Below are 26,605 nucleotides of genomic sequence, written 5' to 3' on the forward strand. Positions count from 1 at the left end.
TCTCTTTGCTTTTCTATTGGTCAAAATTGACCTTTTATGGCTTGATTTATGTCATAGTGGGTCAGTTTTGACCAATAGCCTGTGAGAGTTAAGCGATGTCACTCATGCATTTTCTGTACTCCCCAGCGGAGATCGCCCGTGAACTGGGGAAAAATGCCGAATCATTGCGCCTGTCCAAGAACCTTTCCCGCAAGACCTTGGCCGAGCAATCCGGAGTCTCTGAGTCCTCCATCAAACGGTTCGAGTACACCGGCTCCATCACCCTCGAGTCCATGATCCTTCTGGCCACGGCGCTCGACGAACTGACCCCGATGATGAGTCTGTTCAAGCCTTCGAACCCGAGCTCAATCGACGAGCTGAAAAACCTCAAGCGAAAACGGGGTAACAAATGAGCTCACTCACCCCCAGGTTCAAGTCCACCGAGTCACTCACCGTCACCGCTAATGGCATCAGGGTCGGAGAGTTGAGCCGTACCGAGGGGAAAGGCATTTACTTCGCCTATGACAAAGAGTGGTTGGCCAAGGGGTTCAACCTTTCTCCCCTGACCATGAAGTTCGACGACAAGCCACAGCTCGCTCAGGAACGGCGTTTATTCAAGGGGCTGCACGGCCCATTTGCAGACTCCTTGCCGGATGGCTGGGGGCTCCTGCTGATGGATCGATTCTTCGACGCGACGTTTGGAGTGGGAGCCTCGCTGACACTCAGCCCGCTGGATCGGTTGGCCTACATGGGCGATCGTGGCATGGGAGTCTTTGAATACCATCCCAAAACAGAAAAGGTCAGCGTCTTCAGGTCATGGCAAACCGACGAGGAAGGTCATCCGGGATCTGTGCAAAGATTACAAATACCTCAAGCCGGATGGGTACATCGATCAGACGCTTGCGGCACTGGATGACTGGGAGCGGATGCTCGGATCGTTAAACATCCCCAAGGCCGCGGGGGCTGCGATTCATCGTGTTCTAAATGATGCAAGGGCACGTTTCGAGGATGATTCATCAGTGAGAATCCCGTCTTGAGTACCAATATCATCACACAAGCAGGCCATGAAGCTCTGAAGCAAGAGCTTGATTACCTTTGGCGAGAGAAACGCCCCGATACCACGAGAAAGGTCACCTGGGCCGCATCGCTGGGAGATCGTAGCGAAAATGCCGACTACCAGTACAACAAGAAACTGCTTCGGGAAATTGATCGGCGAGTCCGCTACCTTCGCAAGCGTCTTGAGGATGTCCGCGTAGTCGCCTACTCGCCCGAGCAGGAAGGTCGGGTTTTTTTCGGGGCCTGGGTCGAGATCGAAAACGAGGCGGGTGAAACCAAGAAGTTCCGGGTAGTGGGCTACGACGAAATCTACGGCCGCAACGACTACATCTCGATCGACTCGCCGATGGCGCGCGCGCTTTTGAAGAAAGAGGTAGGCGATGAGGTCGTGGTGCAGACCCCAAGTGGTGAAGTGTTGTGGTGGATCAACGAGGTCCTTTACCAAAAATAAGCTCGGCGCGTATGCGCGCCGAGTTCTTGGGAGTGATCCGAGCTGACTCTATCAGCCCTCGCGCAGCACTGTCAGTGGGCTGACATTGAGCGCCCGGCGGGTGCCGAACACACCGGCGCCGCCGACCATCAGCGCGCCGATCAGCGGCAGCAGCAACAGCCATGGATGCAGGTGCCAGGGTAGGTCGAAGGCGAACCGGTACAGTACCCAGCTCACCAGTTCCGTGCCGAGGGCCGCCAGCAGGCCGCTGGCCGCGCCGAGCAGGCCGAACTCGATCCGCCGGGCCTTGACCAGCAGCTTGCGCTCGGCCCCCAGTGCCCGCAGCAGCGCGCCCTGGCGGATGCGTTCGTCAAGTGTTGCCTGCAAGCCGGAGAACAGCACCGCCATGCCCGCCGCCAGGACAAACAGCAGCACGTACTCCACGGCAATGGTCACCTGCGCCAGGATGCTGCGCAGTTGTTCCAGCAGGGCTTCCACTTGCAGAATGGTCACCGCCGGGAAGGCCCGGGACAGTTCGACGATGTCCTTGTCGTGCCCCGGTGCCAGGTAGAAGCTGGTCAGGTAGGTCGCCGGCAGGTCCTGCAGGGTGCCGGGCTGGAAGATCATAAAGAAGTTCGGCTGGAAGTTGTCCCAGTTGATGGTCCGCAGGCTGCTGACCACCGCCTCGCGATTGACCCCGCCGACGCTGAACACCAGGTGATCGCCGAGCTTGAGCTTCAGGCTCAGGGCGACCTTGGCTTCCACCGAGACGCCAGGAGTGTCGCCAGTGGGCTTGTCCGGCCACCAGCTGCCTTGCGTCAGGATATTGCCCGGCGGCAGGTCGGCGGCCCAGGTCAGGCTGAGGTCGCGCTGGGTGGCGCGATCGCCGCCGGAGTCCTTGCTGACGATCTCCTGCACCGCGGTGCCGTTGATGCTGATCAGCCGGCCGGGCACCACTGGATAGATCGGTGCCGAGGTGGCCGCGAGCTGGATCAGATGGTCGCGGAAACCGTCCTTGTCCGCCGGTAGGATGTTCAGGGCGAAATAATTCGGCGCATTTTTCGGCAACTGGTTCTGCCAGGTGTCGAGCAATTCGCCGCGCAACAGGGCGATCAGGGCCATGGACAGCAGGATCAGGCCGAACGCCAGGGATTGTCCGGCCGCCGCCAGCGGATGGCGCAGCAACTGGCCCAGGCCCAGGCGCCAGGGCAGCGAGGCCCTCGCCAGCAGCCGCCGCAGGCTTTGCAGCACGAGCAGCAGCAGGCCACCCAGTACCAGCGCGGCGATCACCCCGCCACCGAGCAGAGCGAAAGTCAGCAGCAGGTCCAGGCTCAGGCGCCACATGATCAGGCCCAGCGCGAACAAGGCCGCTCCGTAGACCAGCCAGGTGCTGGCCGGGATCGGCAGCAGGTCACGGCGTAGTACCCGCAGCGGCGGCACCCGACCGAGGGCGGCCAGGGGCGGCAGGGCAAATCCGGCCAGTGCCACCAACCCGGTGCCGATCCCGGCGAGTGCCGGCATCAGCCCACCCGGCGGGACATCGGCGGGCAGCAGGTCATGCAGCAGGGCGAACAGACCCAATTGGGCCAGCCAGCCGAGCAGGGCGCCGCTGACACTGGCCAGCACGCCGAGCATCGCCAGTTGCAGGCTGAACAACGTCATGGTTTCCCGGCGCGACAGACCCAGGCAGCGCAGTAACGCGCTGGCGTCGAAGCGCCGGGCGGCGAAACGGCTGGCGCTGAGGGCCACGGCGACGCCGGAGAGCAACACCGCCACCAGGCTGGCCATATTCAGGTAACGCTCGGCCTTGCCCAAGGCACCGCCAATCTGCTGGTTGCCGTCGCGGGCATCGAGCAGGCGCTGGTTCGGCGCCAGCCCGGGCTTGATCAACTCGCGATAGGTCGCCAGGGCGTTCGCCGAGCCGCGCCACAGTTCACGATAGTCGACCCGACTGCCAGGCTGGACCACGCCGGTGGCGTCGAGGTCGGCGAGGTTGATCAGCACCCGTGGGGTCAGACTGTAGAAATTGCCGGCGCGATCCGGCTCATAGGTCAGGACCCGGGCCAGGCGCACGCGCTTCATCCCGACATCGATACTGTCGCCGATCTTCAGGTCCAGCGCGGTCAACAGCCGCGCTTCGACCCAGGCCTCGCCCGGTGCCGGTCCGCCGCCGGCGGTTTCGCTGCCGAACGGCGCTGCGGCGCTCTTCAGTTCGCCACGTAGCGGGTAGTGTTCGTCGGTGGCCTTGATGCTTGACAACTGGATGCCGCTGTCGGTGGCGATCACGCTGGAGAACTCGACCGCCCGCGCATGCGCGAGGCCCAGGTCGCTGCCGGTCTGGAGCTGCTCCGGGCGGGCAGCGGAGGTGCCGTCGAGCACCAGGTCTGCGGCGAGGAATTCGGTGGCCCGCAGCAGCATCGCGCCGTTCAGGCGCGCCCCGAAGTAGCCGATGGCGGTACTGGCCGCGACCGCCACCAGCAAGGCGAAGAACAGCACCCGCAGTTCCCCGGCGCGGGCCTCGCGCAGGAGCTGGCGGGTGGCGAGGCTGAACAGGCGCAACAGCGGCAGGCGTGCCATCAAGGCTCCAGGGGGCCGACCAGATGGCCGGCGTCAAGACGGATCAGGCGCCGGCAGCGATGGGCCAGGCGTTCGTCGTGGGTCACCAGCACCAGGGTGGTACCGCGTTCATGGTTCAGTTCGAACAGCAGGTCGCTGATGCGCTCGCCGGTATGGCTGTCGAGGTTGCCGGTGGGTTCGTCGGCGAACAGTACGTCCGGCTCGGCGGCAAAGGCCCGGGCGATGGCCACCCGTTGCTGCTCACCGCCGGACAACTGGCGTGGCGCGTGCGTCAGGCGCTGGCCCAGGCCGACCCGTTCGAGCAGGTCGCGGGCGCGTTCGCGGGCATCGCCGCGGCCGTCCAGTTCCAGGGGCAGCATGACGTTTTCCAGGGCGTTGAGGCTGTCGAGCAATTGGAAACTCTGGAATACGAAGCCAACGTGCTCGGCGCGGATCCGCGCGCGCTGGTCTTCATCCAGTGTGCTCAAGGCTCGTCCGGCCAGGATGACTTCGCCGCCACTGGGCAGGTCGAGGCCGGCGAGCAGGCCGAGCAGGGTGGATTTGCCCGAGCCCGAGGCGCCGACGATGGCCAGGCTGTCGCCCTTGTTCAATGTCAGGCTCAAAGGGTGCAGGATGGTCAGCTCACCTTCCGCGCTGGGAACCACTTTGCTAAGGTTCTGCGCGGTGAGAATACTTTCGCCCATGGAGAATCCGATGCGAGTGTGGTTTTTGAGTGCCGGCCTGGCCTTGATGTGCATGGCCCAGAACGCGGCGGCGGGTACAGTGCTGATCGTGGGCGATAGTATCAGCGCGGGTTTCGGCCTGGATACCCGTGTGGGATGGGTCGCCCTGCTGGAAAAGCGTCTGAAGAGTGAGGGTTTTGCCGATCAGGTGGTCAATGCGTCCATCAGTGGCGACACCAGTGCGGGGGGCCAGGCGCGGCTGCCGGCGCTGCTTGCAGAGCACAAACCGCAGGTGGTGGTGCTCGAGTTGGGCGGCAACGATGGTCTGCGTGGGCAGTTGCCGACGCAATTGAAACAAAATCTTGCATCGATGATCGACAAGTCTCAGGCCGCAGGTGCAAAAGTCCTACTGCTCGGGATGCAGATTCCGCCCAATTATGGTCCGCGCTACACCCAGGCCTTTGCCAAGGTCTATGGCGAGCTGGCCGAGGAAAAAAATATCGCCCTGGTGCCGTTTTTCCTCGAAGGCATCGGCGGTCATCCCGAACTGATGCAGGCCGACGGGATTCATCCGGCGCCCGCTGGTCAGGGGATGTTGCTCGATAACGTCTGGCCGAGGCTCAAACCGCTGCTTTGAGCTTTTCTAGCGGCCGGCTTTCGGCTATGGTGGCGCCCCCGATTTGGAGCCATCGATGCAGCGTCCCGCCTGGTCCTTGTTTGCCTACCAACTGATCGAACCCGACGAGCAGCTCGATCTGTTCGCCTGTCAGGAAGTGCGCGTGCACCTGGTCACCCGGCAGCTGGAGCTCGGCGGCTCGGCCGATCGAACGCTCTGCGGCACGCTGTTGCCGGCCCAGCCACGTTGGTCGGGGGTGGATCGCTCGATTTTTCGCGACCAGCGTCTGTGCCCTCTGTGTCGGGCGATTCTCGAATCGCAGAAGCGCGGTACGCCGCCGATCTGGCCGGAACTGCGCTTCGAGTTGTAGGCGCGAGCTTGCTCGCGATGGTAGTCAGGGCAACGCGGGGGGCAGGCTTTTCGCGTCATCGTTGAGGTCCATCGCGAGCAAGCTCGCTGCTACACCGGCAACCTGTACCGTACCTGTCTCGTTACGATTGTCCCAGTGCGCCATCTCCCTTGCCGGCGCGGTGTCGGTGTACAATTGCTGTCTATTTACTTACGTCGATCTATGCGAAGGATGTCCCGGATGTTGTCGCGCTTTCCTGCCGTTGCCCGTTGCCTGTCTGTGGCCGCCCTCTGTGTAGCGGGTCCCGTTTCGGCGCTGGAACTGCCGTTGCCTCCTCCTGGCGAGGATATTGTCGGCCAGGTCCAGGTGATCAAGGCCAAGTACGAAGATACCTTCGCCGACCTCGGGACCACCTACGACCTGGGTTATTCGGAGATGGTCGCGGCCAACCCGGGCGTCGATGCCTGGTTGCCGGGCGCGGGGACCAATATTGTCCTGCCGACCCGCTTCATCCTGCCGCCGGGTCCGCGCGAAGGCATCGTGATCAACCTGGCCGAGTACCGCCTGTACTACTTCCCCAAGGGGCGCAACGTGGTCTACACCTTCCCGTTGGGGATCGGTCGCGAAGGCTGGGGCTCACCGGTCGCCCACACCACCATTACCGCCAAGATCCCGAATCCGACCTGGACCCCGCCGGCCTCGATCAAGGCCGAGCACGCCGCCGAGGGTGATCCCCTGCCCAACGTGGTCCCGGCTGGCCCCGACAATCCGTTGGGCCCGTTCAAGTTCACCCTGGGGACGCCGGGGTATCTGATCCATGGTTCGAACATGAAGTTCGGTATCGGCACCCGGACCAGCCACGGTTGTTTCCGCATGTACAACAACAACGTGCTGGAGATGGCCGGCATGGTGCCGGTGGGCACTTCGGTGCGGATTATCAACGAGGCCTACAAGTTCGGCGTGAGCGGCGGCAAGGTGTTCCTCGAAGCTCACACACCGCTGGACGACAATGGCAACCCTTCGGTGGTCGACAAGCACACGGCGGTGATCAATGCCCTGCTCAAGCGTGAAGACCTGGCGAAGAATTTGCGGGTCAACTGGGACCAGGTGCGTGACGTGGTAGCCGCCGAAGATGGCCTGCCGACGGAAATCGCCGTGCCGGGAGCGCCGTCGTTGGTGTCTAACGCGCCTGATTTGCAGCAGTAAGGATTTGTACAGCGACCCGCCTGGGCCCAGTGGCCCAGGCGGGTTTTTTATACCTGCCCGCTTTTCCGACAGGCAAAAAAAAGCCGATCCAATAATGGATCGGCTTGATAACAACCCCGAAGGATTATTACTTCTTGCTTGCTTTATTGAGCATGCGCAGAGCGCGCTCGTTAGCTTCATCAGCAGTCTGTTGTGCTTTTTGAGCAGCAGCCAGAGCTTCATCAGCATGGCGGTAGGCTTCGTCAGCACGAGCCTGGGCACGAGCAGAAGCGTCTTCCGTAGCAGTCAGACGAGCTTCGGTTTCTTTGGATGCGCTGCTGCAACCAGTGGCCAGAACGGCGGCCAGGGCCAGAGCAGAGAATTTCAGAACGTTGTTCATCGTGTTCCCCTTCAAGGACTTTCTATTAATAACCATCTCCCCAGAGTGGGGATATAGTCGGCATACATACTACCCATTACTTGTAGTAAGTAAACTGACGTAACGCAAGAAGCAAAAAAATTTTTTGGAAGAGAATGTTTTCAGCTAAGTTTTCATGATTCTGTATGAAAAATGTGCAGCAAGCGGGCGCGATTCGGGCGCTTTGGCTAAGTCAGATCTGCACTAGTGTGCCAGTCACAGGGACTGTCCACTGCTCATACATGCGTCGTGTTAGTCGCGGCGAATGACTCTTTGCTTCTACCGTCACCTGGGCGGGGGGGCATCTTTGCCAATTGAAAAGTGACTTTAAGCGGCACAGTTCGTCTTACAACATAACATTCCGGCAGTCTGCAGCCGCTGTTCAGGTTTTCCAGCGAAAGGGCCAGTTCGACGGGGCTACCATGAGCCGGTCGAAGTACATGACGAGCGTATCTTGAGCGGGGGAGACAGGACGCCTACTATCTGTCAGGTGCCCACTTGTTCGGGAGCTGTCGGCTCTTCTCGTTGTCCAGCCAGGCACGGGGCGGCGTAGGATCTTTGTGGCGATTTGGCTGATGAAACGATTTTTCGTCGTGAGCCAGGTGGTTCCTTCGCCGGAAAAACATGTAAGGTAGGGTCAGAATCCAAGACCCGCGAGGAGTAGTGATGAGCGAGGCGTTGTCCATCCACCATGACCAGGCAGGTCATCAATTCGAGACCAATGTGGACGGTCATCGTGCCTACCTGACCTATATGGACCTGGGTAAGCAGACCCTGGATATCTACCGCACCTTCGTGCCCAACGCCTTGCGTGGCCGGGGCATTGCGGCGGCATTGACCGAGCAGGCGCTGGCCTATGCCGACCAGATGGGTTACACGGTGATTCCTTCCTGCTCCTATGTCGAACGTTACATGGAACGTCATCAGCGGCACGCCGCGAAGATCTGAGTCCAGGACGCACACGAAAACGCCGGGCAATGCCCGGCGTTTTCGTGTCTGCCTGTTGCGATCAGCCGCGCTGACGCTTGGGCAGCACGTCCTTGAGCTTGGCATGCATGCTGCGCAGGGTTTTTTCGGTGGCGCTCCAGTCGATGCAGGCGTCGGTGATCGACACGCCGTATTGCAGGTCGGCGAGGTCTTTCGGAATCGCCTGGCAGCCCCAGTTCAGGTGGCTTTCGACCATCAGGCCGATGATCGACTGGTTGCCTTCGAGGATCTGGTTGGCGACGTTCTCCATCACCAGCGGTTGCAGGGCCGGGTCCTTGTTGGAGTTGGCGTGGCTGCAATCGACCATGATGTTGGCCTTGATCTTGGCCTTGGCCAGCGCCTGTTCACAGACCGCGACACTGACCGAGTCGTAGTTCGGCTTGCCGTTGCCGCCACGCAGGACCACGTGACCGTAGGCATTGCCCTTGGTGGTGACGATGGACACGCCGCCTTCCTGGTTGATGCCAAGGAAGCGATGCGGGCTGGACACCGACTGCAAGGCGTTGATCGCCACGGTCAGGCCGCCGTCGGTACCGTTCTTGAAGCCCACGGCCGAGGACAGGCCCGAGGCCATTTCGCGGTGGGTCTGGGATTCGGTGGTACGCGCGCCGATGGCCGACCAGCTGATCAGGTCCTGCAGGTACTGCGGCGAGATCGGGTCGAGGGCTTCGGTGGCAGTGGGCAGGCCCATTTCCGCCAAATCCAGCAGCAACTGGCGACCGATGTGCAGGCCGTCCTGGATCTTGAAGGAGTCATCCAGGTAAGGGTCGTTGATCAGGCCTTTCCAGCCCACGGTGGTGCGCGGCTTCTCGAAATACACGCGCATCACCAGGTACAGGCTGTCGGACACTTCGGCGGCGAGGACCTTGAGGCGCTCGGCGTATTCGTGGGCCGCCTTGATGTCGTGGATCGAGCAAGGCCCGATCACGACAAACAGGCGATGGTCGGTGCCATCGAGAATATTGCGGATCACCTCGCGGCCCTTGGTCACGGTGCGCAGGGCGGACTCGCTCAGGGGGATTTCACGCTTGAGCTGATCAGGGGTGATCAGCGTCTCGTTGGAGGCGACGTTAAGGTCGTTGATCGGTAAATCAGCCATCGTGTTACTCGTCAGGTCACGGATGCCGGCCGCCAGCGATCCCCGCGCGGCGGAGCGCAGCAGATTTAAGCGCGTCGGGGAGCCGAACCTTAGCGCGTTAGGCGGGGCGCGGGCAATGGCCTGGCCGGTTTAATCGAGCAAAGCCCGCACATAAGGTTGCTCCAGGCTGGCGCGGGAGAAGTCGCTGGCGTGTTCGCGAACCCATTGCTGGGCGATGACTTCGACGTTTTGCCGATCTTCGCTTTGTTGCTCGCGCGTTCGCTGGTAGCGTTCGATCTGGCAGACCTGCTCACCCATGCGCGCGCCGAACAGGGTTTGCTCGTCGACAAAGGCAATGCCCACCCGGTAGCCGTGCTTGCGTTTCAGGCACCAGGCCACGTAGCCGGGATAACAGGCGGCTGCGCCGAGGCTGGGAATGCACATCTGCAGCGCCGAGCCTTTGCGCCAGCCGCGGGCCGAGAGGCAGGACACACCGCCCAGGCTGATGCGCTCGAGTTGGTGGCGGGAAATGCAGGAATGTTCAAGCAGGGTCAATGTGACGGGAACGTCATCGGGATGAGGAAGAAAGCGCACCATGAACAACGACTCCCTGCGTCGATCAGTGGAAAAACTTTCCAACAGTATAGTGAAGAGCCTGGAGTTGACGGATTTTGATATCGACCGGAATCTATTGGACTTGCCAGGTGTTTCATTATTGATATTCACCAGTGTCGGTTGCGCTTCCTGTCGGTTTGCTCGGGAGGTCTTGCCGACCCTGGCCCTGCCGGTCGAGCGCCTGTGCTGGATCGATGCCGGCGATAATGGCGGGGCGGTGCAGCGTTACGGGGTGTTTCATCTGCCGGCGCTGTTTGTGGTCAAGGACGGTGATTTTCATGGCGCTGTGCGCTCACGCCTGGCTGTGAACGAGCTTGCCGAAGCGCTTCGGCAAGCCTTGAGTCTTGTACCAGAGGAGTTGCCATGACAGGTTCAGCGAGCAAGCCGCGTATCGGCATTATCGGTACCGGTGCGATCGGCGGGTATTACGGCATCATGCTGGCGCGGGCCGGTTTTGATGTGCACTTCTTGTTGCGCAGCGAGTTTTCGACAGTGCTCGAGAACGGCTTGCATATCGACAGTGCGGTGCACGGTCCTCTGCATCTGAATGCCGTGCAGGCCTATGCCCAGGCCAGCGATATGCCACTCTGCGACTGGCTGCTGGTGGGGACCAAGACCACCAGCAATGCCAGTCTCGCCCCGCTGATCGCCCAGGCCGCCGCGCCTGGGGCCAAGGTGCTGGTGCTGCAGAACGGCCTCGATGTGGAGGATGAGTTGCGTGCGCTGCTGCCCGAGTCACTGCATCTGTTGGGCGGGCTGTGCTTTATCTGCGTGCACCGTACCGGCCCCGGGGCTATCGTGCATCAGGCCCTCGGGGCGGTGAACATCGGTTATCACAGTGGTCCGTTGCTGCAGGATGCAACGGCTCGACAGGCCCTGGTCGAAGAGGGGGCTGGCTTGTTCCATGAGGCGGGCATCGAGTCCCAGGCCATGGCCAACCTGCAGCAGGCGCGCTGGCAGAAGCTGGTGTGGAACGTGCCTTACAATGGCCTGTCGGTGTTGCTGCGGGCCAGCACCACGCCGCTGATGACCGATGACAGCAGCCGCGAACTGGTCCAGGCGCTGATGGCCGAAGTGGTGCAGGGCGCCCAGGCCTGCGGTCACGAGCTGCCGGCCGGTTATGCCGCGCACCTGTTCAAGGTGACGGAAAAGATGCCGGACTACTGGCCGAGCATGTACCACGACTTTGTCCACAAGCGCGCGCTGGAGCTGGATGCCGTCTATGCGCGCCCGCTGGCCGCGGCGAGTGCCGTCGGTTGTGAGTTGCCGAAGATCCGGGCCTTGTACCAGGCCCTGGCGTTTATCGACGCGAACAATCGCCAGGGATGAATGCGGTCCTGTAGGCGCCAGCTTGCTGGCGATTGCGATCTGACTGTCGACATTTTCGTCGCTTGGTAAACCGCTGTCGCCAGCAAGCTGGCTCCTACAGGTGTCGTGGTGTTTTCTGGATCGAGTTTCTTCAGGGATGAGCAACGGGGCCGGCCCGACCAGCCGTGCACCGCGCTCTTCGGGGCGCTGCTAAGCTCAACTGAGCTCGGCCATTCTGGCAGTCGAGGAGGCCCCATGATTCGTTCGATGTTGTATGCCACCGACCTCGGTCTGTATGCGCCTTATGTCATGCAGCATGCCCTGGAACTGGCGCGGACGTTCAAGGCCGATTTGTATGTGGTGCATGCGGTCGAGCCGATGGGTTTGTTCGCCGAATCGGTGTTGCAGAGCTACCTGGACGAACAGGCATTGAACGAATTTCACAGCCAGGGTCTTAACACCGTGATGGCGACCATTGAGCAGCGGGTGCTCGACAGCTTTCGCGAGGAGTGCGCGGACGGGCTGCAGGACCTGAGCATGATCCAATCGATCAAGGTGCTCCAGGGCGACCCGTCGCAGGTCATTCTGGAACAGGCCCGGGCCCTTTCGGTGGACCTGTTGATCGTCGGCAGCCACAGCCATGGCAGCGCTGGCGAGGCGCATTTGGGGCGCACCGCCGCGCGGGTCCTGCAGTTGGCCCAGGTGCCGGTCTACCTGGTGCCACTGTTACAGCGCCGTCGCTATGGCGATATCTGAGTCGGAAAGTCGGCGATTTGATAAAAAAGTTCTAGATTTATTCTTCAAACCATTCATATAGTTATATATCGCCGCTGTTACCTGTGGCGTCTACCTGCTTTGAGGGATACATATGAAGCTTCAACAACTGCGCTACATCTGGGAAGTGGCGCACCACGACCTCAACGTTTCCGCCACCGCCCAAAGCCTTTACACCTCTCAGCCGGGTATCAGCAAACAGATCCGCCTGCTCGAAGACGAGCTGGGGGTCGAAGTCTTCGCCCGCAGCGGCAAACACCTGACCCGCGTCACGCCAGCCGGTGAACGTATCATCACCACGGCCGGCGAGATCCTGCGCAAGGTCGAGAGCATCAAGCAGATCGCCCAGGAATTCTCCAACGAGAAGAAAGGCACCTTGTCGATCGCCACCACCCACACCCAGGCGCGTTATGCCTTGCCGCCGGTGATCAGCAGCTTTATCAAGCAATACCCGGATGTGGCCCTGCACATGCACCAGGGCTCGCCGATGCAGATCGCCGAGATGGCCGCCGACGGCACCGTGGATTTCGCCATTGCCACCGAGGCCCTGGAGCTGTTCGGCGACTTGGTGATGATGCCGTGCTATCGCTGGAACCGTTGCGTGGTCGTGCCCCAGGGTCACCCGCTGACCAAGCTGCCGAAGCTGACCCTGGAAACCCTGGCCGAATACCCGATCGTCACCTACGTGTTCGGATTCACCGGCCGTTCCAAGTTGGACGAGGCCTTCAGCCATCGCGGCCTGACCCCCAAGGTGGTGTTCACCGCGGCGGACGCCGACGTAATCAAGACCTATGTACGCCTGGGCCTGGGTGTCGGTATCGTCGCCAAAATGGCGGTGGACCCGGTGCTCGACAAGGACCTGGTGGTGCTTGATGCGAGTGAGCTGTTCGAGTCCAGCGTGACCAAGATCGGCTTCCGTCGTGGCACCTTCCTGCGCGGTTTCATGTGCGATTTCATCGAGAAGTTCGCCCCGCACCTGACCCGTGAAGTCATGGCCAAGGCCATCCAGTGCCACAACAAGCAAGAACTGGAAGAGCTGTTCGACGGTGTCGAGCTGCCGGTGCACTGAGTCGCCCGAACATGAAAAAGCCCCGATTGGTTCGGGGCTTTTTTGTCTGCGCTGGAACGCGATCTTGAAGGCCACGCGGTCCCTGTAGGAGCCAGCTTGCTGGCGATGAGGCCGGTGAGTCTTGCATTGATCTCGCGGACGCCATCGCCAGCAAGCTGGCTCCTACACGGAGAGCGTGCCAGGTCTTCAGATCTTGGCGATCAGGTTGCCGGCGTGCAGACCGCATTCCTTCTGCGTGGCTTCTTCCCACCACCAGCGGCCTTCGCGCTCGTGCTGGTTCGGCAGCACCGGACGGGTGCAGGGCTCGCAGCCGATGCTGATAAAACCGCGCTCATGCAGGCTGTTGTATGGCAGTTCGAGCATGCGGATATAACCCCAGATCTCTTCGCTGCTCATCTGCGCCAGCGGGTTGAACTTGTACAGGGTGTGTTCCGGGGTGGAGAAGGCGCTGTCGATTTCCAGTACCGCCACCTGGCTGCGGGTGCCCGGGCTCTGGTCGCGACGCTGGCCGGTAGCCCAGGCGCTGACGCCGGACAACTTGCGCCGCAGCGGGGCGATCTTGCGGATGCCGCAGCATTCGCCGTGGTTGTCCTTGTAGAAGCTGAACAGGCCTTTGGCTTTGACGAACGGCTCAAGCTCATTGTGATCCGGGGAGATCAGCTCGATGTCGATCTTGTAGTGCTCGCGCACCTGATCGATAAAACGATAGGTTTCCGGGTGCAGGCGACCGGTGTCGAGGCTGAAGACCTTGACGTTCTTGTTCAGTTTCCAGGCCATGTCCACCAGCACCACGTCTTCCGCGCCGCTGAAAGATATCCACAGGTCATCGCCAAACTGGGCGAAGGCCAGCTTGAGAATGTCCTGGGCGGACTTGTTGGCGTAGGTCGCGGCGAGTTCAGCGACGTCGAATGGTTGGCTCATCAGGCGGTTCCTAAGTCAGCGGCGCTTTGCGCTCGAATAGGCTAATAGTAACAAAATCCTTCGGCGACGGCCCCATGCTCGAACGCGGTCATTGTGGGAGCCGGCTTGTCGGCGATGGCGTCCGCATGAACGATGCCAGGCTTGAGGGCCTTATCGCCAGCAAGCTGGCTCCTACAGGTTTTGTGGTGTTCCGGAAGCAGGGTTTCAAAGGTCTTGCAGGGTATCGAGCAAGACCTTCACCTTGGTGATGGACTCCTGGTATTCGGCCTGCCAGTCGGAATCGGCGACGATGCCGCCGCCGCCCCAGCAACTGACCTGGCCATCCTTGACCAGCAGGCTGCGGATGGCAATGGAGCTGTCCATCTCGCCGCGTACATCCAGGTACAGCAGCGAACCGCAATACAACGCCCGTCGGGTCGGTTCCAGCTCGTCGATGATCTGCATGGCGCGGATCTTCGGTGCGCCGGTGATCGAGCCCCCGGGGAAACTGCCGGCAATCAGGTCGAGGGCGTCACGGTCGTCGGCCAGGGTCCCGGTCACGCTGCTCACCAGATGGTGCACATTGGGGTAACTCTCCAGGCTGAACAGTTCCGGCACCCGCACCGAACCGATGCGGCAGGTGCGCCCCAAGTCGTTGCGCAGCAGGTCGACGATCATCAGGTTCTCCGCGCGGTCCTTGCCGCTGGCCAGCAGTTCGGCGGCGTTGGCGGCGTCCTCGACAGCGTCGCGGCCACGCGGGCGGGTGCCCTTGATCGGCCGTGTCTCGACCTGGCCCTGGCTGACCTTGACGAAACGCTCCGGTGACAGGCTCAGCACCGCGCCCTGGTCGGGCAGGCTCTGGAAACCGGAGAAGGGTGTCGGGCAGGCGGCGCGCAAGGCGCAATAGGCAACCCACGGATCGCCCTGGCAGGCGGCCCGGAAGCGCTGGGCGAAGTTGACCTGGTAGCAGTCGCCGGCCTGGATATAGTGCTGGATGCGTTCGAACGCCTGGCGGTAGGCCTCGGTCGTGAGGTCCGCGGTCATCGGCGCCATGAGCTGGAAGTCGCTGCTGCCCTGGCCGGCTGGTTGGCTGAACAGTTGGATCAGCCGTTCGCGTTCAACGGCTTCGACGCCGGGATGGAACACCAGTTGGCTGCTGCCTCGCTGGTGATCGCTGATCAGCGCCCAGGCGTACAGGCCGAAACGCGCGTCGGGCAGTTGCAGGTCGTCCCGGGCCTGATGAGGCAGGTTTTCCAGATGGCGGCCGAAGTCGTAGCTCAGGTAGCCGATCAGGCCGCCGGCAAAAGGCAGTTCAAGACCCGCGGGGAGTTGCGCTTCACCCAGGCGCGCCAGGTTGTCCCGCAGGCGTTGCAGGAACGCCGCGCCGCGTTCGTCCGGCAACACCGCCAGTTGCTCCAGCGGCCAGGCGCTGAGCAGGTCGTAGCGCCCGCGCTCGGCCTCGGGGCGGCCGCTGTCGAGCAGCACGGCCCCGGGCGCATGGCGAATCGCCGCGAAGTAATGAGCGGGATTGGCGTGGTAGGGCAGCGGATGTACGGAGCAGGTCAACATGGGGGGCGGGTCAGCCATGGGAGCGCGGTGCGCGATTGTAGTCCCCTGCCGACGCCGCTCCTAGAGGGATATCGCAGGATCGTGTAGGAGCCAGCTTGCTGGCGATGGCGCCCGCAAGATCAGCGCAAGGCTCACCGGTCTCATCGCCAGCAAGCCGGCTTCTACAGGGGCGGTGTTATGAAGAGGGCCGATCAGGCTTCGATCGCAGGCACACGTCCGAACAGTTCCTGGACAAAGCGCACCCGTTGCGCCGGTGTCTCGCTGAGGCCCTCGGCGGCCAGTTCCGCCAGGTGGGCCTCCACGGCATGGGTGCGGTGGGTCAGGCCGCAGTCGTTGGCGATCTGGATATTCAGGCCGGGGCGGGCGTTGAGCTCGAGGATCAGCGGGCCCTTGTCCTGGTCCAGCACCATGTCCACGCCGATGTAGCCCAGGCCGCAGAGCTCATGGCAACCGGCTGCCAGTTGCATGAAAGCGTCCCAGTTTGGCAATTGCACACCGTCCACCGGGTGGGTGGTGTCCGGGTGTTTGCGGATGATGTTGTTCAGCCAGGTGCCGCGCAGGGTGATCCCGGTCGCCAGGTCCACGCCCACGCCAATGGCGCCCTGGTGCAGGTTGGCCTTGCCATGGGACTGACGGGTCGGCAGGCGCAGCATGGCCATCACCGGGTAGCCCATCAGCACAATGACGCGGATGTCCGGCACGCCTTCGTAGCTGATGCTTCTGAAGATCGGGTCGGGGGTGACCCGGTACTCGATCAGCGCGCGGTCGCGGTGCCCGCCCAGGGAATACAGGCCGGTGAGAATGCTGGAGATCTGGTGCTCGATTTCCCCGTGGCTGATGAGGCGCCCGGAGATCGAGCGATAATGGCCCTCGAAACGGTCGGCGATCACCAGGATGCCGTCGCCGCCCGCGCCCTGGGCCGGCTTGATGACGAAATCCCGACGTCCGGCGATGATCGCCTCAAGCCGGTCGATTTCCTTTTCCGTGGAAATCACCCCATACATTTCCGGCACATGGATGCCGGCGGCGATGGCCCGTTCCTTGGTGATGATCTTGTCGTCGACGATGGGGTAGAGGCTGCGCTTGTTGTACTTGAGTACATAGTCCGCGTTGCGCCGGTTGATTCCCATGATGCCTCGGGCTTCCAGGGCCTTCCAGGTTTTCCACAGGCCGAACATCAGGCTTGTTCCTTCAGGAATGCCTTGAAACGCACCAGTTCGGTCAGGCGGTAACCGCGATAGCGGCCCATCGCCAGCATGAAGCCCACCAGGATCAGCAGGATCGCCGGAAAGGTGAAGACGAAGTAGATCAGCTCCGGCACGGTCATGATCAAGTGGGCCAGGGCCGCCGCGAACAGCGTGCCGATGGCGACTTTCAGCGCATGATTGGCGCCGCGCTCTTCCCAGGTAATGGACAGGCGCTCGATGGTCATGGTCAGGATCACCATCGGGAACAGCGCCACCGACAAGCCGCGCTCCAGGCCCAGCTTGTGGCTGAACAGGCTGATGGCGGCGATCAGCACCACGACGAAGGTCAGCACCACCGACAGCCGCGGCAACATCTGCAACTTCAGGTGTTCCAGGTAGGAGCGCAGCGACAGCCCGAGGGCGGTAATGATGGTGAACAGCACGATGCCGAAGCCCAGCTGGGTTTCGCGGAAGGCCAGGGCAATCAGCACCGGGGTGAAGGTGCCGAGGGTCTGCAGGCCGATCAGGTTGCGCAGGATCAGGATTACCAGCACGCCGATGGGGATCATCACCATGATCATGAAGGTCTGCTGGGTTTGCAGCGGCAGGCCGTAGAGCGAATATTCGAGGAAGTTGGCGTCGGAGTTCTCGTCGGTCAGCTTGGCCAGGCGGATCGCGTTCATCTCACTGTTGTTCAGGCTGAAGGTGACGCCGGCCTTCTTGCCGCCATCGACGGTGATCAGGTTGTCGGCGCCGGTCCACCACAGCAGGCGGTCGGAGGGCAGGCCCTGTTCGCCGGTGTCCGGGTTGAAGTACAGCCAGTTGTTGCCGTTGAAGCTGCGCAGCCAGAGTTCCGGGGTTTGCGGTTGATCGGCCACCAGGCGCAGGGTGTGGGCCCTTTCCATCGGCACATGGGCGATGGACAGCAGCAACTCGATGATCTGCGCCTTGTGCGGGGTCGACGGGTCGCCGGCGAGCAGCAGCTTGACGTTGTCATCGGCCAGGTTGTTGACCCGCTTGATGGTCTCGCCGATGAAAGTCTCGACGTCCGCCGAGTGCTGGCGGATCGGTGCGAGCAAAGCGTCGGCGGCGATTTTTTCCGGTCCTTCGATCGCCATGCTGTCGCGGAAAGTCGGGCCTTTGACCTTGGGTTTTTCGCCGGTGTAGCGCTTTGTCAGCACCAGGCGGTAATACAGCGTCTGCTTGCCACTGACCTTGCGTGCCGACCAGATGACCTTGCGGTTGCCGTCGGCGCGGTTGACGCTCACCCCATAGTTGTTGGAAATGAAGCTCTCGTTGAGGCTGACGTAGTCGCGGCTCAGGGGCGGCACGAACATCTGGATCTTCACCGGTTCCTTGCTGTTGGCGACGAACTCGACCTTGGCGTCGATATTCCACAAGTCGTCCGTAGCATCCTCGGTGACGGGAATCCCCAGCACGAAAATCTGATAGGCCGTGACCGAAACCCCCAACAGCACCAGTACGGTGATGAGAATTTTCAGGTGGAGGGTAAGAGAACGCATTCGGATTACTCGGCGGTTTGAGCGTCGTGGCTGCAGGCGGGTTTGCCGGCGGCGTATTTGAGGCTGGGGTCGACCAGCGCATCGAAGCGCTTGAGGGCCTCGGAGCCGATCAACAGCGGGTATTGGAAGCTGCTACGGTCGGTCAAGTTCAGTTCGATGCTGCGCAAGGCGCTGCCCATGCAGATTTCCAGGGTGACCACTGGGCGCGCGGTATAGGCGTTGCCCTCGTCCGGGTCATAGTCGCCGGCGCGGCGCTTGATCTTGCTGACGCGGGCCAGGGGCAGTTCGATCGGGTGCGAGTGTGCGGCGTCGATCGCCAGGTAGAAGCGTACCCAGCTCTCGCCGTTGCGTTTGAACCGGTGGATGTCGCGGGCACTGAGGGAGGCGGTCTTGGCTCCGGTGTCGAGCTTGGCCGGCACTTGCAGATCGATCCCGGCCAGGCGCGCGTACTCGTTCAGGCCGTACACCGTCTTCTCGGTCGCCAGGCTCATGCCAGGCAGACAAAGCAGGCAGAGAAGCAGTAGGGGGAAAGGCTTGAGTCTCATAAATCCTGGCGCGTATCGGGCAATCTTGATTCAAGGGGACTGGCAATATCGCGCAAGCATCCTCGTACGTCTGTCAGGAAAATATGACAGGCAGCGCATCGACGGATGCGCGCGGCATTCTAGCATGCTGGTCTTGTCGCGCCAGCGCCGGGCAAATGACCGAGCGCACGGGCGACGGGCAAGCCTGAGGGGGGCGCCAGATGCTGCATGCCCACGAGCCCGATGCGGCGCTCCAGGCAGTGTGGGCTATAATCTTTTGGTCCCGTAAATCAGGATGTCTAGGCGGTGTAACAGCAGCTCTATGGGTGAAATGGTTGTTTATTTCCATGCTGTGAGAAGTTTCTAAGAATTAAAGACGTGGACACGGTTCTTTATTGGCTTTGAATTCTCATCGGTCGTAAATTGACAATCGGAGAGCTTGACATCATGCGCAAGAAAAATAATCAACTCATGCCCACATACCCTTGGGCTTTTATCGCCAGTCCGCTGGTCGATTCCCTACTTGAGGAAGAGGTCGTCTGGTACGATACGGATTATACTTTTATGTCGGTAGCGACACGGGAGAAATATAAACGGCATGGTTTGGCCGCCGCTGCGGCCTATATGTCGCCCACCACCACTGATGTGGCGCGTCTGCGACCAATAGCCAGGCTGATGATCTGGTTGACACTGTTTGATGATTATTATGAGTTTTGTCCGATCAGTGAGCTGGTGCCGATAAGAGATCACATGGTCAATATCCTCTTGGGCGAGGAGCCTCGTCCTGACGATATTGGAATGGTCCGCCAGGCGGCGCAGATGACTAAAGAGTTCAAAACGTTTATGCCCGATTTTTGGATTGAGCGATTGGCTCATTCTTTTTATCGTTATGTCACCTATGGCTTAATGGCGGAAACCCCTTACAAGCTGGCTGAGATAAAGCGCTTCCCTCCTTTGGCGATCCTGCTGCCTATCAGGGAATATTCGATTGCCATGTATCCATATCTGGATATGCTGGATCCGGCGCTGGGTTTTACGTTGCCGGTGCATCTGCATAATCATCCGGTTATTCAAAGATTTAGAGCGGTCATAGCGCGGCTTACGGTCATTCAAAATGATTTTGCTTCTTTGGAGAAAGAAAAGGCATTGGCGGCTGAAGTGCTTAATATCGTGTTGGTGGTGCAGCATGAATACCAAATCTCATTGAAAGAGGCTGTCGAGGAGTCCCTCCGGATACATGATGGCTATGTAAAAGAGGTGGATGCCTTGCATGCCGCTCTGCCTGATTTTGGTGCCTGTCATAAAGAAGTAGATAGTTATATTTCTCACATGAAGTTGATGTTGACCGGTATCGGGCGCTGGTATGAAGATGTGACGGAGCGTTATACCCAATTTCCTACGCCTGAATATGTGAACGCGGATGCTGTTGAACAGTGATGGGGAGGATGATTTAAATATTTTTTTAATGCGTTAATTTGATGCGGTTGATCGGGCGCATGACGGAGGTGCAGAAAAGAAAATACTGAACATTATGCGGGCGTCGGTAGGGCAGACGAGAGGCTTTTAAAGCCTTCAGGGTGTTCGAGTTTGAAACAGCTTGTTGACGCGATTTTTAGCGTGATTCGCCTGCCTAAAACTTTATATTCCTAAAGCAGTCTTCAGTTTAAGGGAGGGCTGATGATTTTTATAGGACCCCAATAAAACCTGAAATACCAACGAGTTTCCTCGTGTGGCCATCAGCCAGGTTTGACTGACGCGCACCTTGGCGTGCTGATTTTGTGGTGCCAGCGCAGGGCAAATGACGGTTTGGACTTTCAGGCGACTCTCTTAGACTATTGTCGACAATCCTGACAAATGCTTTGACTGCTTTGTCGGTTTTGGCTATTTTTACCGCCATTAACTCATGGAGTGTCGACAATATGCTGGATCAGCAGGCGATTACCCTGATTGACCCTGAGGAGTCCGAGACCCTCTCGGAGAACGTCTTCCGGCGTATTCAGGCGGCGATTGTCAAGGGTGAGATTGCCCCCGGCAGCAAGATTTCCGAGCCGGAACTGGCGCGCACCTACGGCATCAGCCGCGGCCCGCTGCGCGAGGCCATTCACCGCCTTGAAGGCCAGCGCCTGCTGGTGCGCGTGCCCCATGTCGGGGCGCGGGTGGTGTCCCTCAGCCAGGCCGAACTGATCGAGCTCTACGAGATCCGCGAGTCCCTCGAAGGCATGGCCTGTCGCTTGGCCGCCGAGCGCATGACCGTCGAGGAAATCGAGGAGTTGCGACAGGTTCTCAATACCCATGAGCGTGACGCAGCCTTTCAGGCCGGTGTCGGCTATTACCAGCAGGAGGGTGATTTCGACTTCCACTACCGGATCATCCAGGGCGCCGGCAACCGCACCCTGACCCAGATGCTCTGCGGCGAGCTGTACCAGTTGGTGCGCATGTACCGCATCCAGTTTTCCGTTACCCCCAATCGGCCACGCCAGGCGTTCGCCGAACATCACCGGATTCTCGACGCCATCGCCGAGCGTGATGGCGAATTGGCCGAACTGCTGATGCGCCGCCATATCGGCGCGTCGAAACGCAATATCGCGCGTCACTACCAGGACGCCGTCAAACCGACAGCTACGAAGCGAGGTGAGTCATGAGTCAGGGTTCCAACCAGAGCACGCCCGGTCAGCGTTTCCGCGATGCGGTCGCCAGCGAACATCCCTTGCAAGTGGTCGGCGCGATCAACGCCAACCACGCCTTGCTGGCCAAGCGTGCCGGCTTCAAGGCCATCTACCTGTCCGGTGGCGGTGTCGCGGCGGGTTCCCTCGGGGTGCCGGACCTGGGCATCACCGGCCTGGATGACGTGCTCACTGACGTGCGACGCATCACCGATGTCTGCGACCTGCCGCTGCTGGTGGATGTCGACACCGGCTTCGGCGCCTCGGCGTTCAACGTCGCGCGCACGGTCAAGTCGATGATCAAGTTCGGTGCGGCGGCGATTCATATCGAGGACCAGGTCGGCGCCAAGCGTTGCGGTCATCGTCCGAACAAGGAAATTGTCACCCTGCAGGAGATGGTCGACCGCATCAAGGCGGCGGTGGATGCCCGCACCGACGACAGCTTCGTGATCATGGCGCGGACCGATGCCCTGGCCGTGGAAGGCCTGGAATCAGCCCTGGAACGTGCCGCCGCGTGCATCGAGGCCGGCGCTGATATGGTCTTTCCGGAAGCCATTACTGAACTGGAAATGTACAAATTGTTCGCCAGCCGGGTGAAAGCGCCGATCCTGGCCAACATCACCGAGTTCGGTGCGACGCCGCTGTTCACCACCGAACAGCTGAAGTCCGCCGATGTGTCGCTGGTGCTGTACCCGCTGTCGGCCTTCCGCGCGATGAACAAAGCGGCGGAAAACGTCTACACGGCGATTCGCCGTGACGGTACCCAGCAGAATGTGATCGACACCATGCAGACCCGCATGGAGTTGTACGACCGTATCGACTACCACACCTTCGAGCAGAAGCTCGATGCGCTGTTTGCCCAGAAGAAGGGCTGATCGTTTTTTGTGGGAGCGGAGCTTGTCGGATCGCCGCACCGCCGCGAAGGGGCCCCTGAGAGCGCCAAAAAGCTTCGCGGGCAAGCTCCGCTCCCACGGTTTGGGTGTGCAGCCTCTTGCGGCGAACGCCCATTGATTGAATGGCCGAGTCCCTGACAACATCAAGAATTGGAGAGAGCAATGGCTGAAGCAAAAGTACTGAGCGGTGCCGGCCTGCGTGGCCAGGTCGCCGGGCAAACCGCCCTGTCCACCGTTGGCCAGGCCGGTGCCGGCCTGACTTACCGTGGCTACGACGTGCGTGAACTGGCCGCCGAGGCGCGTTTCGAAGAAGTTGCCTACCTGCTGTTGTACGGCGAACTGCCGACGGCCACCGAACTGGCGGCCTACATGGGCAAGTTGCGGACCTTGCGCGATCTGCCCCAGGCGCTGAAGGAAGTGCTGGAGCGGATTCCCGCTGACGCCCATCCGATGGATGTGATGCGCACCGGCTGTTCCTTCCTCGGCAATATCGAACCCGAAGGCGACTTTTCCCGCCAGCATGAAGCCACCGACCGGCTGCTGGCCGCGTTCCCGGCGATCATGTGCTACTGGTATCGCTTCAGCCACGAAGGCCTGCGCATCGACTGCGTGACCGATGAGGTCTCCATCGGCGGGCACTTCCTGCACCTGTTGCATGGCAAGGCGCCGAGCGAGCTGCACCGCAAGGTGATGGATGTGTCGCTGATCCTCTACGCGGAGCACGAGTTCAACGCCTCGACCTTCACCGCGCGGGTCTGTGCTTCGACCCTGTCCGATCTGTTCTCCTGCGTCACCGCCGCCATCGGTTCCTTGCGCGGCCCGCTGCACGGCGGCGCCAACGAGGCGGCGATGGAAATGATCGAGCGTTTCAGTTCGCCGCAGGAGGCCGTCGAAGGCACCCTTGGCATGCTGGCGCGCAAGGACAAGATCATGGGCTTCGGTCATGCGATCTACAAAGACAACGATCCGCGCAATGAAGTGATCAAGGGCTGGTCGAAGAAACTCGCCGATGAAGTCGGTGACACTGTGTTGTTTGCGGTTTCCGAAGCCATCGACAAGACCATGTGGGAGCAGAAGAAGCTGTTCCCCAACGCCGACTTCTACCATGCCTCGGCGTACCACTTCATGGGTATCCCGACCAAGTTGTTCACGCCGATCTTTGTCTGCTCGCGCCTGACCGGCTGGGCCGCGCATGTGTTCGAACAGCGTGGCAATAACCGCATCATCCGTCCGAGCGCCGAGTACATCGGTGTCGAGCAGCGCAAGTTCGTGCCAATCGAGCGTCGCTGAATACCGGCTGTGGGAAGCGTGTTTGTCCGCGAAGCCTTGGACTGGCTTGAGGGCCTCTTCGCGGGCAAGCTCCGCTCCCACAGTATTTGAGTCGAGCCTGAACCTGTGTACAACATGGACGTTGTGGGAACGGAGCTTGCCCGCGAATGGGGCCTCAAGGTCGCCACAAGTTTCGCTGGCAAATGCAACTCCTACAGGTTCTGCGTCCACTCTTGAATCTACCGTGACCGAGTCCTGACGATGAACACTGAATACCGTAAATCGCTACCCGGCAGCCAGCTGGATTTTTTCGACGCCCGTGCGGCGGTCGATGCCATCCAGCCCGGGGCCTATGCGACCCTGCCTTACACTTCCCGGGTGCTTGCCGAGAACCTGGTCCGGCGCTGCGCCCCGGCGACCCTCAGCGACTCCCTGAAGCAACTGATCGAACGCAAGCGCGACCTCGACTTTCCCTGGTTCCCGGCCCGCGTGGTCTGTCATGACATTCTCGGCCAGACCGCCCTGGTCGACCTGGCCGGGCTGCGTGATGCCATCGCGTCCCAGGGCGGCGATCCGGCCCAGGTCAACCCGGTGGTGCCGACCCAGTTGATCGTCGACCATTCGTTGGCGGTGGAGTGCGGCGGTTTCGACCCGGACGCCTTTACCAAGAACCGCGCCATCGAAGACCGTCGCAACGAAGACCGTTTCCATTTCATCGACTGGACCAAGAAGGCGTTCAAGAACGTCGATGTGATACCGCCGGGCAACGGCATCATGCACCAGATCAACCTGGAGAAAATGTCTCCGGTGATCCAGGCGCGTGACGGTGTGGCTTTCCCCGACACCTGTGTCGGCACCGACAGCCACACGCCCCATGTCGATGCCCTGGGGGTGATCGCCATCGGTGTCGGTGGCCTCGAAGCCGAAAGCGTGATGCTCGGCCGGGCGTCCTGGATGCGCCTGCCGGAAAGTGTCGGCGTCGAATTGACCGGCAAGCTGCAACCGGGCATCACCGCCACCGACATGGTGCTGGCGCTGACCGAGTTCCTGCGTAAACAGAAAGTGGTCGGTGCCTGGCTGGAGTTCTTCGGCGAAGGCGCCAGCGCGCTGACCCTGGGCGATCGCGCGACCATTTCCAACATGGCCCCGGAGTACGGCGCCACGGCGGCGATGTTCTATATCGATCAGCAGACCATCGACTACCTGAAACTCACCGGACGTGAAGACGAGCAGGTCAAGCTGGTGGAAACCTACGCCCGCCACACTGGCCTCTGGGCCGATAGCCTGAAAGGCGCGGACTACGAGCGTGGGCTGAGCTTCGATCTGTCCTCGGTGGTGCGTAATATGGCCGGCCCGAGCAACCCCCATGCCCGCGTCGCCACCAGCGACCTGGCGGCCAAGGGCATTGCCGGCCAGTGGGACGATGTGCCGGGGCAGATGCCCGACGGCGCGGTGATCATCGCCGCCATCACTAGTTGCACCAACACCAGCAACCCGCGCAACGTGATCGCCGCCGGTCTGATGGCGCGCAATGCCAACAAGCTCGGCCTGACCCGCAAGCCGTGGGTCAAGTCGTCCCTGGCGCCGGGTTCCAAGACCGTGGCGCTGTACCTGGATGAAGCCGGGTTGACCCAGGAGTTGGAGCAATTGGGCTTTGGCGTCGTGGCCTTTGCCTGCACCACCTGCAACGGCATGTCCGGTGCGCTGGATCCGGTGATCCAGCAGGAAATCATCGACCGTGACCTCTACGCCACGGCGGTGTTGTCCGGTAACCGCAACTTCGACGGGCGCATCCATCCGTACGCCAAGCAGGCCTTCCTCGCGTCGCCGCCACTGGTGGTGGCCTACGCGATCGCCGGGACCATCCGTTTCGATATCGAGAAGGACGTACTGGGCCTGGACGCCGACGGCCAGGAAATCCGCCTCAAGGACATCTGGCCGAGCGACGAGGAAATCGACGCGGTGGTCAAGGCGTCGGTGAAGCCGGAGCAGTTCCGCAAGGTCTACATCCCGATGTTCGCCATCCAAGAAGACACCGGTCCCAAGGTCACGCCGCTGTACGACTGGCGGCCAATGAGCACCTATATCCGCCGTCCGCCTTACTGGGAAGGCGCCCTGGCCGGTGCGCGGCCGCTCAAGGGCATGCGCCCGCTGGCGGTACTGCCGGACAACATCACCACCGATCACCTGTCGCCATCGAACGCCATCATGCTCGACAGCGCGGCGGGTGAGTACCTGGCGAAAATGGGCCTGCCGGAAGAGGACTTCAACTCCTACGCGACCCATCGCGGCGACCACCTCACGGCACAACGCGCCACGTTCGCCAACCCGAAACTGTTCAACGAAATGGTCGTGGAAAACGGCCAGGTCAAGCAGGGTTCCCTGGCGCGGGTCGAGCCGGAAGGCCAGGTCATGCGTATGTGGGAAGCCATCGAAACCTACATGCAGCGCAAGCAGCCGCTGATCATCATTGCCGGTGCCGACTACGGCCAGGGCTCGTCCCGTGATTGGGCGGCCAAGGGCGTGCGCCTGGCCGGGGTCGAGGCGATTGCCGCCGAAGGCTTCGAGCGTATCCACCGTACCAATCTGGTGGGCATGGGCGTATTGCCGCTGGAGTTCAAGCCGGGGACCGACCGCAAGACCCTCGGTATCGACGGCACCGAGACCTTCGATGTGGTCGGTGAGCGTACTCCCCGTAACACCCTGACCCTGGTTATCAATCGTCACAACGGCGAGCGTATCGAAGTGCCTGTGACCTGCCGCCTCGACACCGCCGAAGAGGTCTCGATCTACGAGGCCGGCGGTGTCTTGCAGCGTTTTGCCCAGGACTTCCTCCAATCGGCCACGGCGAGCTGAGTAAGGTGCCGGGGCGGCGACCGAAGCCCCGGCCTTGTTCATGACCGGCCGGTCTGTCAGCGATTGAGGCGCAAGATTCACCTCCGTCATCGCCGGCAAGCCGGCTCCCACACATTTG

General features: G+C 61.2%; 26 protein-coding genes. 16 read left to right on the plus strand and 10 right to left on the minus strand.

Features of this window, described 5'->3' with window-relative positions; genetic code table 11:
- The first annotated feature begins 95 nt into the window (after window positions 1-95).
- The 3 genes from AC07T0_RS20485 (at window position 96) to greB (ending at window position 1,486) form a co-directional block, all read left to right on the plus strand.
- Window positions 96-392 (plus strand): helix-turn-helix domain-containing protein, encoded by a 297-nt coding sequence (locus AC07T0_RS20485; protein WP_495002931.1) that lies wholly within the window; start codon window positions 96-98, stop codon window positions 390-392.
- Window positions 389-895 carry a HipA N-terminal domain-containing protein gene (locus tag AC07T0_RS20490; protein ID WP_495002932.1) on the plus strand — a complete coding sequence of 169 codons (507 nt, stop codon included), beginning with the start codon at window positions 389-391 and terminating at the stop codon, window positions 893-895. The genes AC07T0_RS20485 and AC07T0_RS20490 overlap by 4 nt, the downstream gene beginning before the upstream one ends.
- 117 nt (window positions 896-1,012) lie before the next feature.
- On the plus strand, window positions 1,013-1,486 hold the full coding sequence (greB, locus tag AC07T0_RS20495) for a transcription elongation factor GreB (protein ID WP_495002933.1): 474 nt from the start codon (window positions 1,013-1,015) through the stop codon (window positions 1,484-1,486).
- A gap of 51 nt (window positions 1,487-1,537) precedes the next feature.
- Here the strand turns inward: greB and AC07T0_RS20500 are convergent, their stop codons facing one another.
- On the minus strand, window positions 1,538-4,042 hold the full coding sequence (locus AC07T0_RS20500; protein WP_495002934.1) for an ABC transporter permease: 2,505 nt from the start codon (window positions 4,040-4,042) through the stop codon (window positions 1,538-1,540).
- Window positions 4,042-4,725: an ABC transporter ATP-binding protein gene (locus AC07T0_RS20505; RefSeq protein WP_495002935.1), complete on the minus strand. Its 684-nt coding sequence runs from the start codon at window positions 4,723-4,725 to the stop codon at window positions 4,042-4,044. Before AC07T0_RS20505 ends, AC07T0_RS20500 begins: the two co-directional genes overlap by 1 nt.
- 10 nt (window positions 4,726-4,735) lie before the next feature.
- Between AC07T0_RS20505 and AC07T0_RS20510 the strand changes: the two genes are divergently transcribed.
- From AC07T0_RS20510 to AC07T0_RS20520, 3 genes are all read left to right on the plus strand, one after another.
- Window positions 4,736-5,341, plus strand: coding sequence for an arylesterase (locus tag AC07T0_RS20510; protein ID WP_495002936.1), 606 nt, complete (start codon window positions 4,736-4,738; stop codon window positions 5,339-5,341).
- Window positions 5,342-5,396: 55 nt separating this feature from the next.
- Entirely contained in the window at window positions 5,397-5,690 is a 294-nt protein-coding gene (locus AC07T0_RS20515; protein WP_191485136.1) for a hypothetical protein, read from the plus strand.
- A 219-nt stretch (window positions 5,691-5,909) separates the two neighbouring features.
- Entirely contained in the window at window positions 5,910-6,875 is a 966-nt protein-coding gene (locus tag AC07T0_RS20520) for a L,D-transpeptidase family protein (protein WP_495002937.1), read from the plus strand.
- A 127-nt stretch (window positions 6,876-7,002) separates the two neighbouring features.
- On the opposite strand, the gene AC07T0_RS20525 is transcribed toward AC07T0_RS20520, so the two are convergent.
- A complete protein-coding gene (locus AC07T0_RS20525; RefSeq protein ID WP_495002938.1) occupies window positions 7,003-7,254 on the minus strand; it encodes an Lpp/OprI family alanine-zipper lipoprotein in 252 nt (83 codons plus the stop codon).
- A gap of 684 nt (window positions 7,255-7,938) precedes the next feature.
- On the opposite strand from AC07T0_RS20525, the gene AC07T0_RS20530 reads away from it, so the two are divergent.
- On the plus strand, window positions 7,939-8,220 hold the full coding sequence (locus tag AC07T0_RS20530) for a GNAT family N-acetyltransferase (protein WP_040065473.1): 282 nt from the start codon (window positions 7,939-7,941) through the stop codon (window positions 8,218-8,220).
- Between the two features lie 61 nt (window positions 8,221-8,281).
- Here AC07T0_RS20530 and AC07T0_RS20535 read toward each other — a convergent pair whose 3' ends face one another.
- Both AC07T0_RS20535 and AC07T0_RS20540 read right to left on the minus strand, forming a co-directional pair.
- The gene (locus AC07T0_RS20535) at window positions 8,282-9,358 is read right to left on the minus strand and encodes a 3-deoxy-7-phosphoheptulonate synthase (protein ID WP_495002939.1); all 1,077 of its coding nucleotides are present in this window, start codon (window positions 9,356-9,358) and stop codon (window positions 8,282-8,284) included.
- A gap of 129 nt (window positions 9,359-9,487) precedes the next feature.
- Window positions 9,488-9,934: a PilZ domain-containing protein gene (locus AC07T0_RS20540; protein WP_495002940.1), complete on the minus strand. Its 447-nt coding sequence runs from the start codon at window positions 9,932-9,934 to the stop codon at window positions 9,488-9,490.
- Here AC07T0_RS20540 and AC07T0_RS20545 point away from each other — a divergent pair.
- The 4 genes from AC07T0_RS20545 to cysB all read left to right on the plus strand — a co-directional run bounded on the left by AC07T0_RS20545 (window position 9,933) and on the right by cysB (window position 13,103).
- Entirely contained in the window at window positions 9,933-10,319 is a 387-nt protein-coding gene (locus AC07T0_RS20545; protein WP_495002941.1) for a thioredoxin family protein, read from the plus strand. The two genes, AC07T0_RS20540 and AC07T0_RS20545, sit on opposite strands and share 2 nt — an antisense overlap.
- Window positions 10,316-11,281, plus strand: coding sequence for a putative 2-dehydropantoate 2-reductase (locus AC07T0_RS20550; protein ID WP_495002942.1), 966 nt, complete (start codon window positions 10,316-10,318; stop codon window positions 11,279-11,281). The genes AC07T0_RS20545 and AC07T0_RS20550 overlap by 4 nt, the downstream gene beginning before the upstream one ends.
- A 234-nt stretch (window positions 11,282-11,515) precedes the next feature.
- Window positions 11,516-12,016 (plus strand): universal stress protein, encoded by a 501-nt coding sequence (locus tag AC07T0_RS20555; RefSeq protein ID WP_495002943.1) that lies wholly within the window; start codon window positions 11,516-11,518, stop codon window positions 12,014-12,016.
- A 112-nt stretch (window positions 12,017-12,128) separates the two neighbouring features.
- Window positions 12,129-13,103, plus strand: coding sequence for an HTH-type transcriptional regulator CysB (gene cysB, locus AC07T0_RS20560; RefSeq protein ID WP_040065465.1), 975 nt, complete (start codon window positions 12,129-12,131; stop codon window positions 13,101-13,103).
- A gap of 186 nt (window positions 13,104-13,289) precedes the next feature.
- Here cysB and AC07T0_RS20565 read toward each other — a convergent pair whose 3' ends face one another.
- From AC07T0_RS20565 to rloA, 5 genes are all read right to left on the minus strand, one after another.
- Window positions 13,290-14,024 (minus strand): phosphoadenylyl-sulfate reductase, encoded by a 735-nt coding sequence (locus AC07T0_RS20565; protein WP_495002944.1) that lies wholly within the window; start codon window positions 14,022-14,024, stop codon window positions 13,290-13,292.
- A 204-nt stretch (window positions 14,025-14,228) separates the two neighbouring features.
- Window positions 14,229-15,572, minus strand: coding sequence for an aminodeoxychorismate synthase component I (gene pabB, locus AC07T0_RS20570; protein WP_495002975.1), 1,344 nt, complete (start codon window positions 15,570-15,572; stop codon window positions 14,229-14,231).
- Between the two features lie 191 nt (window positions 15,573-15,763).
- A complete protein-coding gene (locus tag AC07T0_RS20575; protein ID WP_495002945.1) occupies window positions 15,764-16,750 on the minus strand; it encodes an alpha-L-glutamate ligase-like protein in 987 nt (328 codons plus the stop codon).
- Window positions 16,750-18,282, minus strand: coding sequence for an osmotic stress tolerance membrane protein RloB (gene rloB, locus AC07T0_RS20580; RefSeq protein ID WP_495002946.1), 1,533 nt, complete (start codon window positions 18,280-18,282; stop codon window positions 16,750-16,752). Before rloB ends, AC07T0_RS20575 begins: the two co-directional genes overlap by 1 nt.
- A 5-nt stretch (window positions 18,283-18,287) precedes the next feature.
- A complete protein-coding gene (gene rloA / locus AC07T0_RS20585; RefSeq protein WP_495002947.1) occupies window positions 18,288-18,827 on the minus strand; it encodes a retropepsin-like aspartic peptidase RloA in 540 nt (179 codons plus the stop codon).
- 426 nt (window positions 18,828-19,253) lie between these two features.
- On the opposite strand from rloA, the gene AC07T0_RS20590 reads away from it, so the two are divergent.
- The 5 genes from AC07T0_RS20590 to acnD all read left to right on the plus strand — a co-directional run bounded on the left by AC07T0_RS20590 (window position 19,254) and on the right by acnD (window position 26,487).
- Window positions 19,254-20,243, plus strand: coding sequence for a terpene synthase family protein (locus AC07T0_RS20590; RefSeq protein WP_495002948.1), 990 nt, complete (start codon window positions 19,254-19,256; stop codon window positions 20,241-20,243).
- Window positions 20,244-20,725: 482 nt separating this feature from the next.
- Window positions 20,726-21,448 carry a GntR family transcriptional regulator gene (locus AC07T0_RS20595; protein WP_495002949.1) on the plus strand — a complete coding sequence of 241 codons (723 nt, stop codon included), beginning with the start codon at window positions 20,726-20,728 and terminating at the stop codon, window positions 21,446-21,448.
- Window positions 21,445-22,344, plus strand: coding sequence for a methylisocitrate lyase (gene prpB / locus AC07T0_RS20600; RefSeq protein WP_495002950.1), 900 nt, complete (start codon window positions 21,445-21,447; stop codon window positions 22,342-22,344). Before AC07T0_RS20595 ends, prpB begins: the two co-directional genes overlap by 4 nt.
- A gap of 180 nt (window positions 22,345-22,524) precedes the next feature.
- The gene (gene prpC / locus AC07T0_RS20605) at window positions 22,525-23,652 is read left to right on the plus strand and encodes a bifunctional 2-methylcitrate synthase/citrate synthase (RefSeq protein WP_495002951.1); all 1,128 of its coding nucleotides are present in this window, start codon (window positions 22,525-22,527) and stop codon (window positions 23,650-23,652) included.
- Window positions 23,653-23,892: 240 nt separating this feature from the next.
- Window positions 23,893-26,487 (plus strand): Fe/S-dependent 2-methylisocitrate dehydratase AcnD, encoded by a 2,595-nt coding sequence (gene acnD / locus AC07T0_RS20610; RefSeq protein ID WP_495002952.1) that lies wholly within the window; start codon window positions 23,893-23,895, stop codon window positions 26,485-26,487.
- Window positions 26,488-26,605: the final 118 nt, after the last annotated feature.

This window comes from Pseudomonas sp. GW821-FHT04D07, assembly GCF_059420225.1.

What these genes read in the sequence shown, in the direction of transcription:
- AC07T0_RS20485 (WP_495002931.1), top strand. Translation starts at nt 96, where the DNA reads ATGTCACTCATGCATTTTCTGTACTCCCCAGCGGAGATCGCCCGTGAA.
- AC07T0_RS20490 (WP_495002932.1), top strand. Translation starts at nt 389, where the DNA reads ATGAGCTCACTCACCCCCAGGTTCAAGTCCACCGAGTCACTCACCGTC.
- AC07T0_RS20500 (WP_495002934.1), bottom strand. Translation starts at nt 4,042, where the DNA reads ATGGCACGCCTGCCGCTGTTGCGCCTGTTCAGCCTCGCCACCCGCCAG.
- AC07T0_RS20505 (WP_495002935.1), bottom strand. Translation starts at nt 4,725, where the DNA reads ATGGGCGAAAGTATTCTCACCGCGCAGAACCTTAGCAAAGTGGTTCCC.
- AC07T0_RS20510 (WP_495002936.1), top strand. Translation starts at nt 4,736, where the DNA reads ATGCGAGTGTGGTTTTTGAGTGCCGGCCTGGCCTTGATGTGCATGGCC.
- AC07T0_RS20515 (WP_191485136.1), top strand. Translation starts at nt 5,397, where the DNA reads ATGCAGCGTCCCGCCTGGTCCTTGTTTGCCTACCAACTGATCGAACCC.
- AC07T0_RS20520 (WP_495002937.1), top strand. Translation starts at nt 5,910, where the DNA reads ATGTTGTCGCGCTTTCCTGCCGTTGCCCGTTGCCTGTCTGTGGCCGCC.
- AC07T0_RS20525 (WP_495002938.1), bottom strand. Translation starts at nt 7,254, where the DNA reads ATGAACAACGTTCTGAAATTCTCTGCTCTGGCCCTGGCCGCCGTTCTG.
- AC07T0_RS20530 (WP_040065473.1), top strand. Translation starts at nt 7,939, where the DNA reads ATGAGCGAGGCGTTGTCCATCCACCATGACCAGGCAGGTCATCAATTC.
- AC07T0_RS20535 (WP_495002939.1), bottom strand. Translation starts at nt 9,358, where the DNA reads ATGGCTGATTTACCGATCAACGACCTTAACGTCGCCTCCAACGAGACG.
- AC07T0_RS20545 (WP_495002941.1), top strand. Translation starts at nt 9,933, where the DNA reads ATGAACAACGACTCCCTGCGTCGATCAGTGGAAAAACTTTCCAACAGT.
- AC07T0_RS20540 (WP_495002940.1), bottom strand. Translation starts at nt 9,934, where the DNA reads ATGGTGCGCTTTCTTCCTCATCCCGATGACGTTCCCGTCACATTGACC.
- AC07T0_RS20550 (WP_495002942.1), top strand. Translation starts at nt 10,316, where the DNA reads ATGACAGGTTCAGCGAGCAAGCCGCGTATCGGCATTATCGGTACCGGT.
- AC07T0_RS20555 (WP_495002943.1), top strand. Translation starts at nt 11,516, where the DNA reads ATGATTCGTTCGATGTTGTATGCCACCGACCTCGGTCTGTATGCGCCT.
- cysB (WP_040065465.1), top strand. Translation starts at nt 12,129, where the DNA reads ATGAAGCTTCAACAACTGCGCTACATCTGGGAAGTGGCGCACCACGAC.
- AC07T0_RS20565 (WP_495002944.1), bottom strand. Translation starts at nt 14,024, where the DNA reads ATGAGCCAACCATTCGACGTCGCTGAACTCGCCGCGACCTACGCCAAC.
- pabB (WP_495002975.1), bottom strand. Translation starts at nt 15,572, where the DNA reads ATGTTGACCTGCTCCGTACATCCGCTGCCCTACCACGCCAATCCCGCT.
- AC07T0_RS20575 (WP_495002945.1), bottom strand. Translation starts at nt 16,750, where the DNA reads ATGTTCGGCCTGTGGAAAACCTGGAAGGCCCTGGAAGCCCGAGGCATC.
- rloB (WP_495002946.1), bottom strand. Translation starts at nt 18,282, where the DNA reads ATGCGTTCTCTTACCCTCCACCTGAAAATTCTCATCACCGTACTGGTG.
- rloA (WP_495002947.1), bottom strand. Translation starts at nt 18,827, where the DNA reads ATGAGACTCAAGCCTTTCCCCCTACTGCTTCTCTGCCTGCTTTGTCTG.
- AC07T0_RS20590 (WP_495002948.1), top strand. Translation starts at nt 19,254, where the DNA reads ATGCGCAAGAAAAATAATCAACTCATGCCCACATACCCTTGGGCTTTT.
- AC07T0_RS20595 (WP_495002949.1), top strand. Translation starts at nt 20,726, where the DNA reads ATGCTGGATCAGCAGGCGATTACCCTGATTGACCCTGAGGAGTCCGAG.
- prpB (WP_495002950.1), top strand. Translation starts at nt 21,445, where the DNA reads ATGAGTCAGGGTTCCAACCAGAGCACGCCCGGTCAGCGTTTCCGCGAT.
- prpC (WP_495002951.1), top strand. Translation starts at nt 22,525, where the DNA reads ATGGCTGAAGCAAAAGTACTGAGCGGTGCCGGCCTGCGTGGCCAGGTC.
- acnD (WP_495002952.1), top strand. Translation starts at nt 23,893, where the DNA reads ATGAACACTGAATACCGTAAATCGCTACCCGGCAGCCAGCTGGATTTT.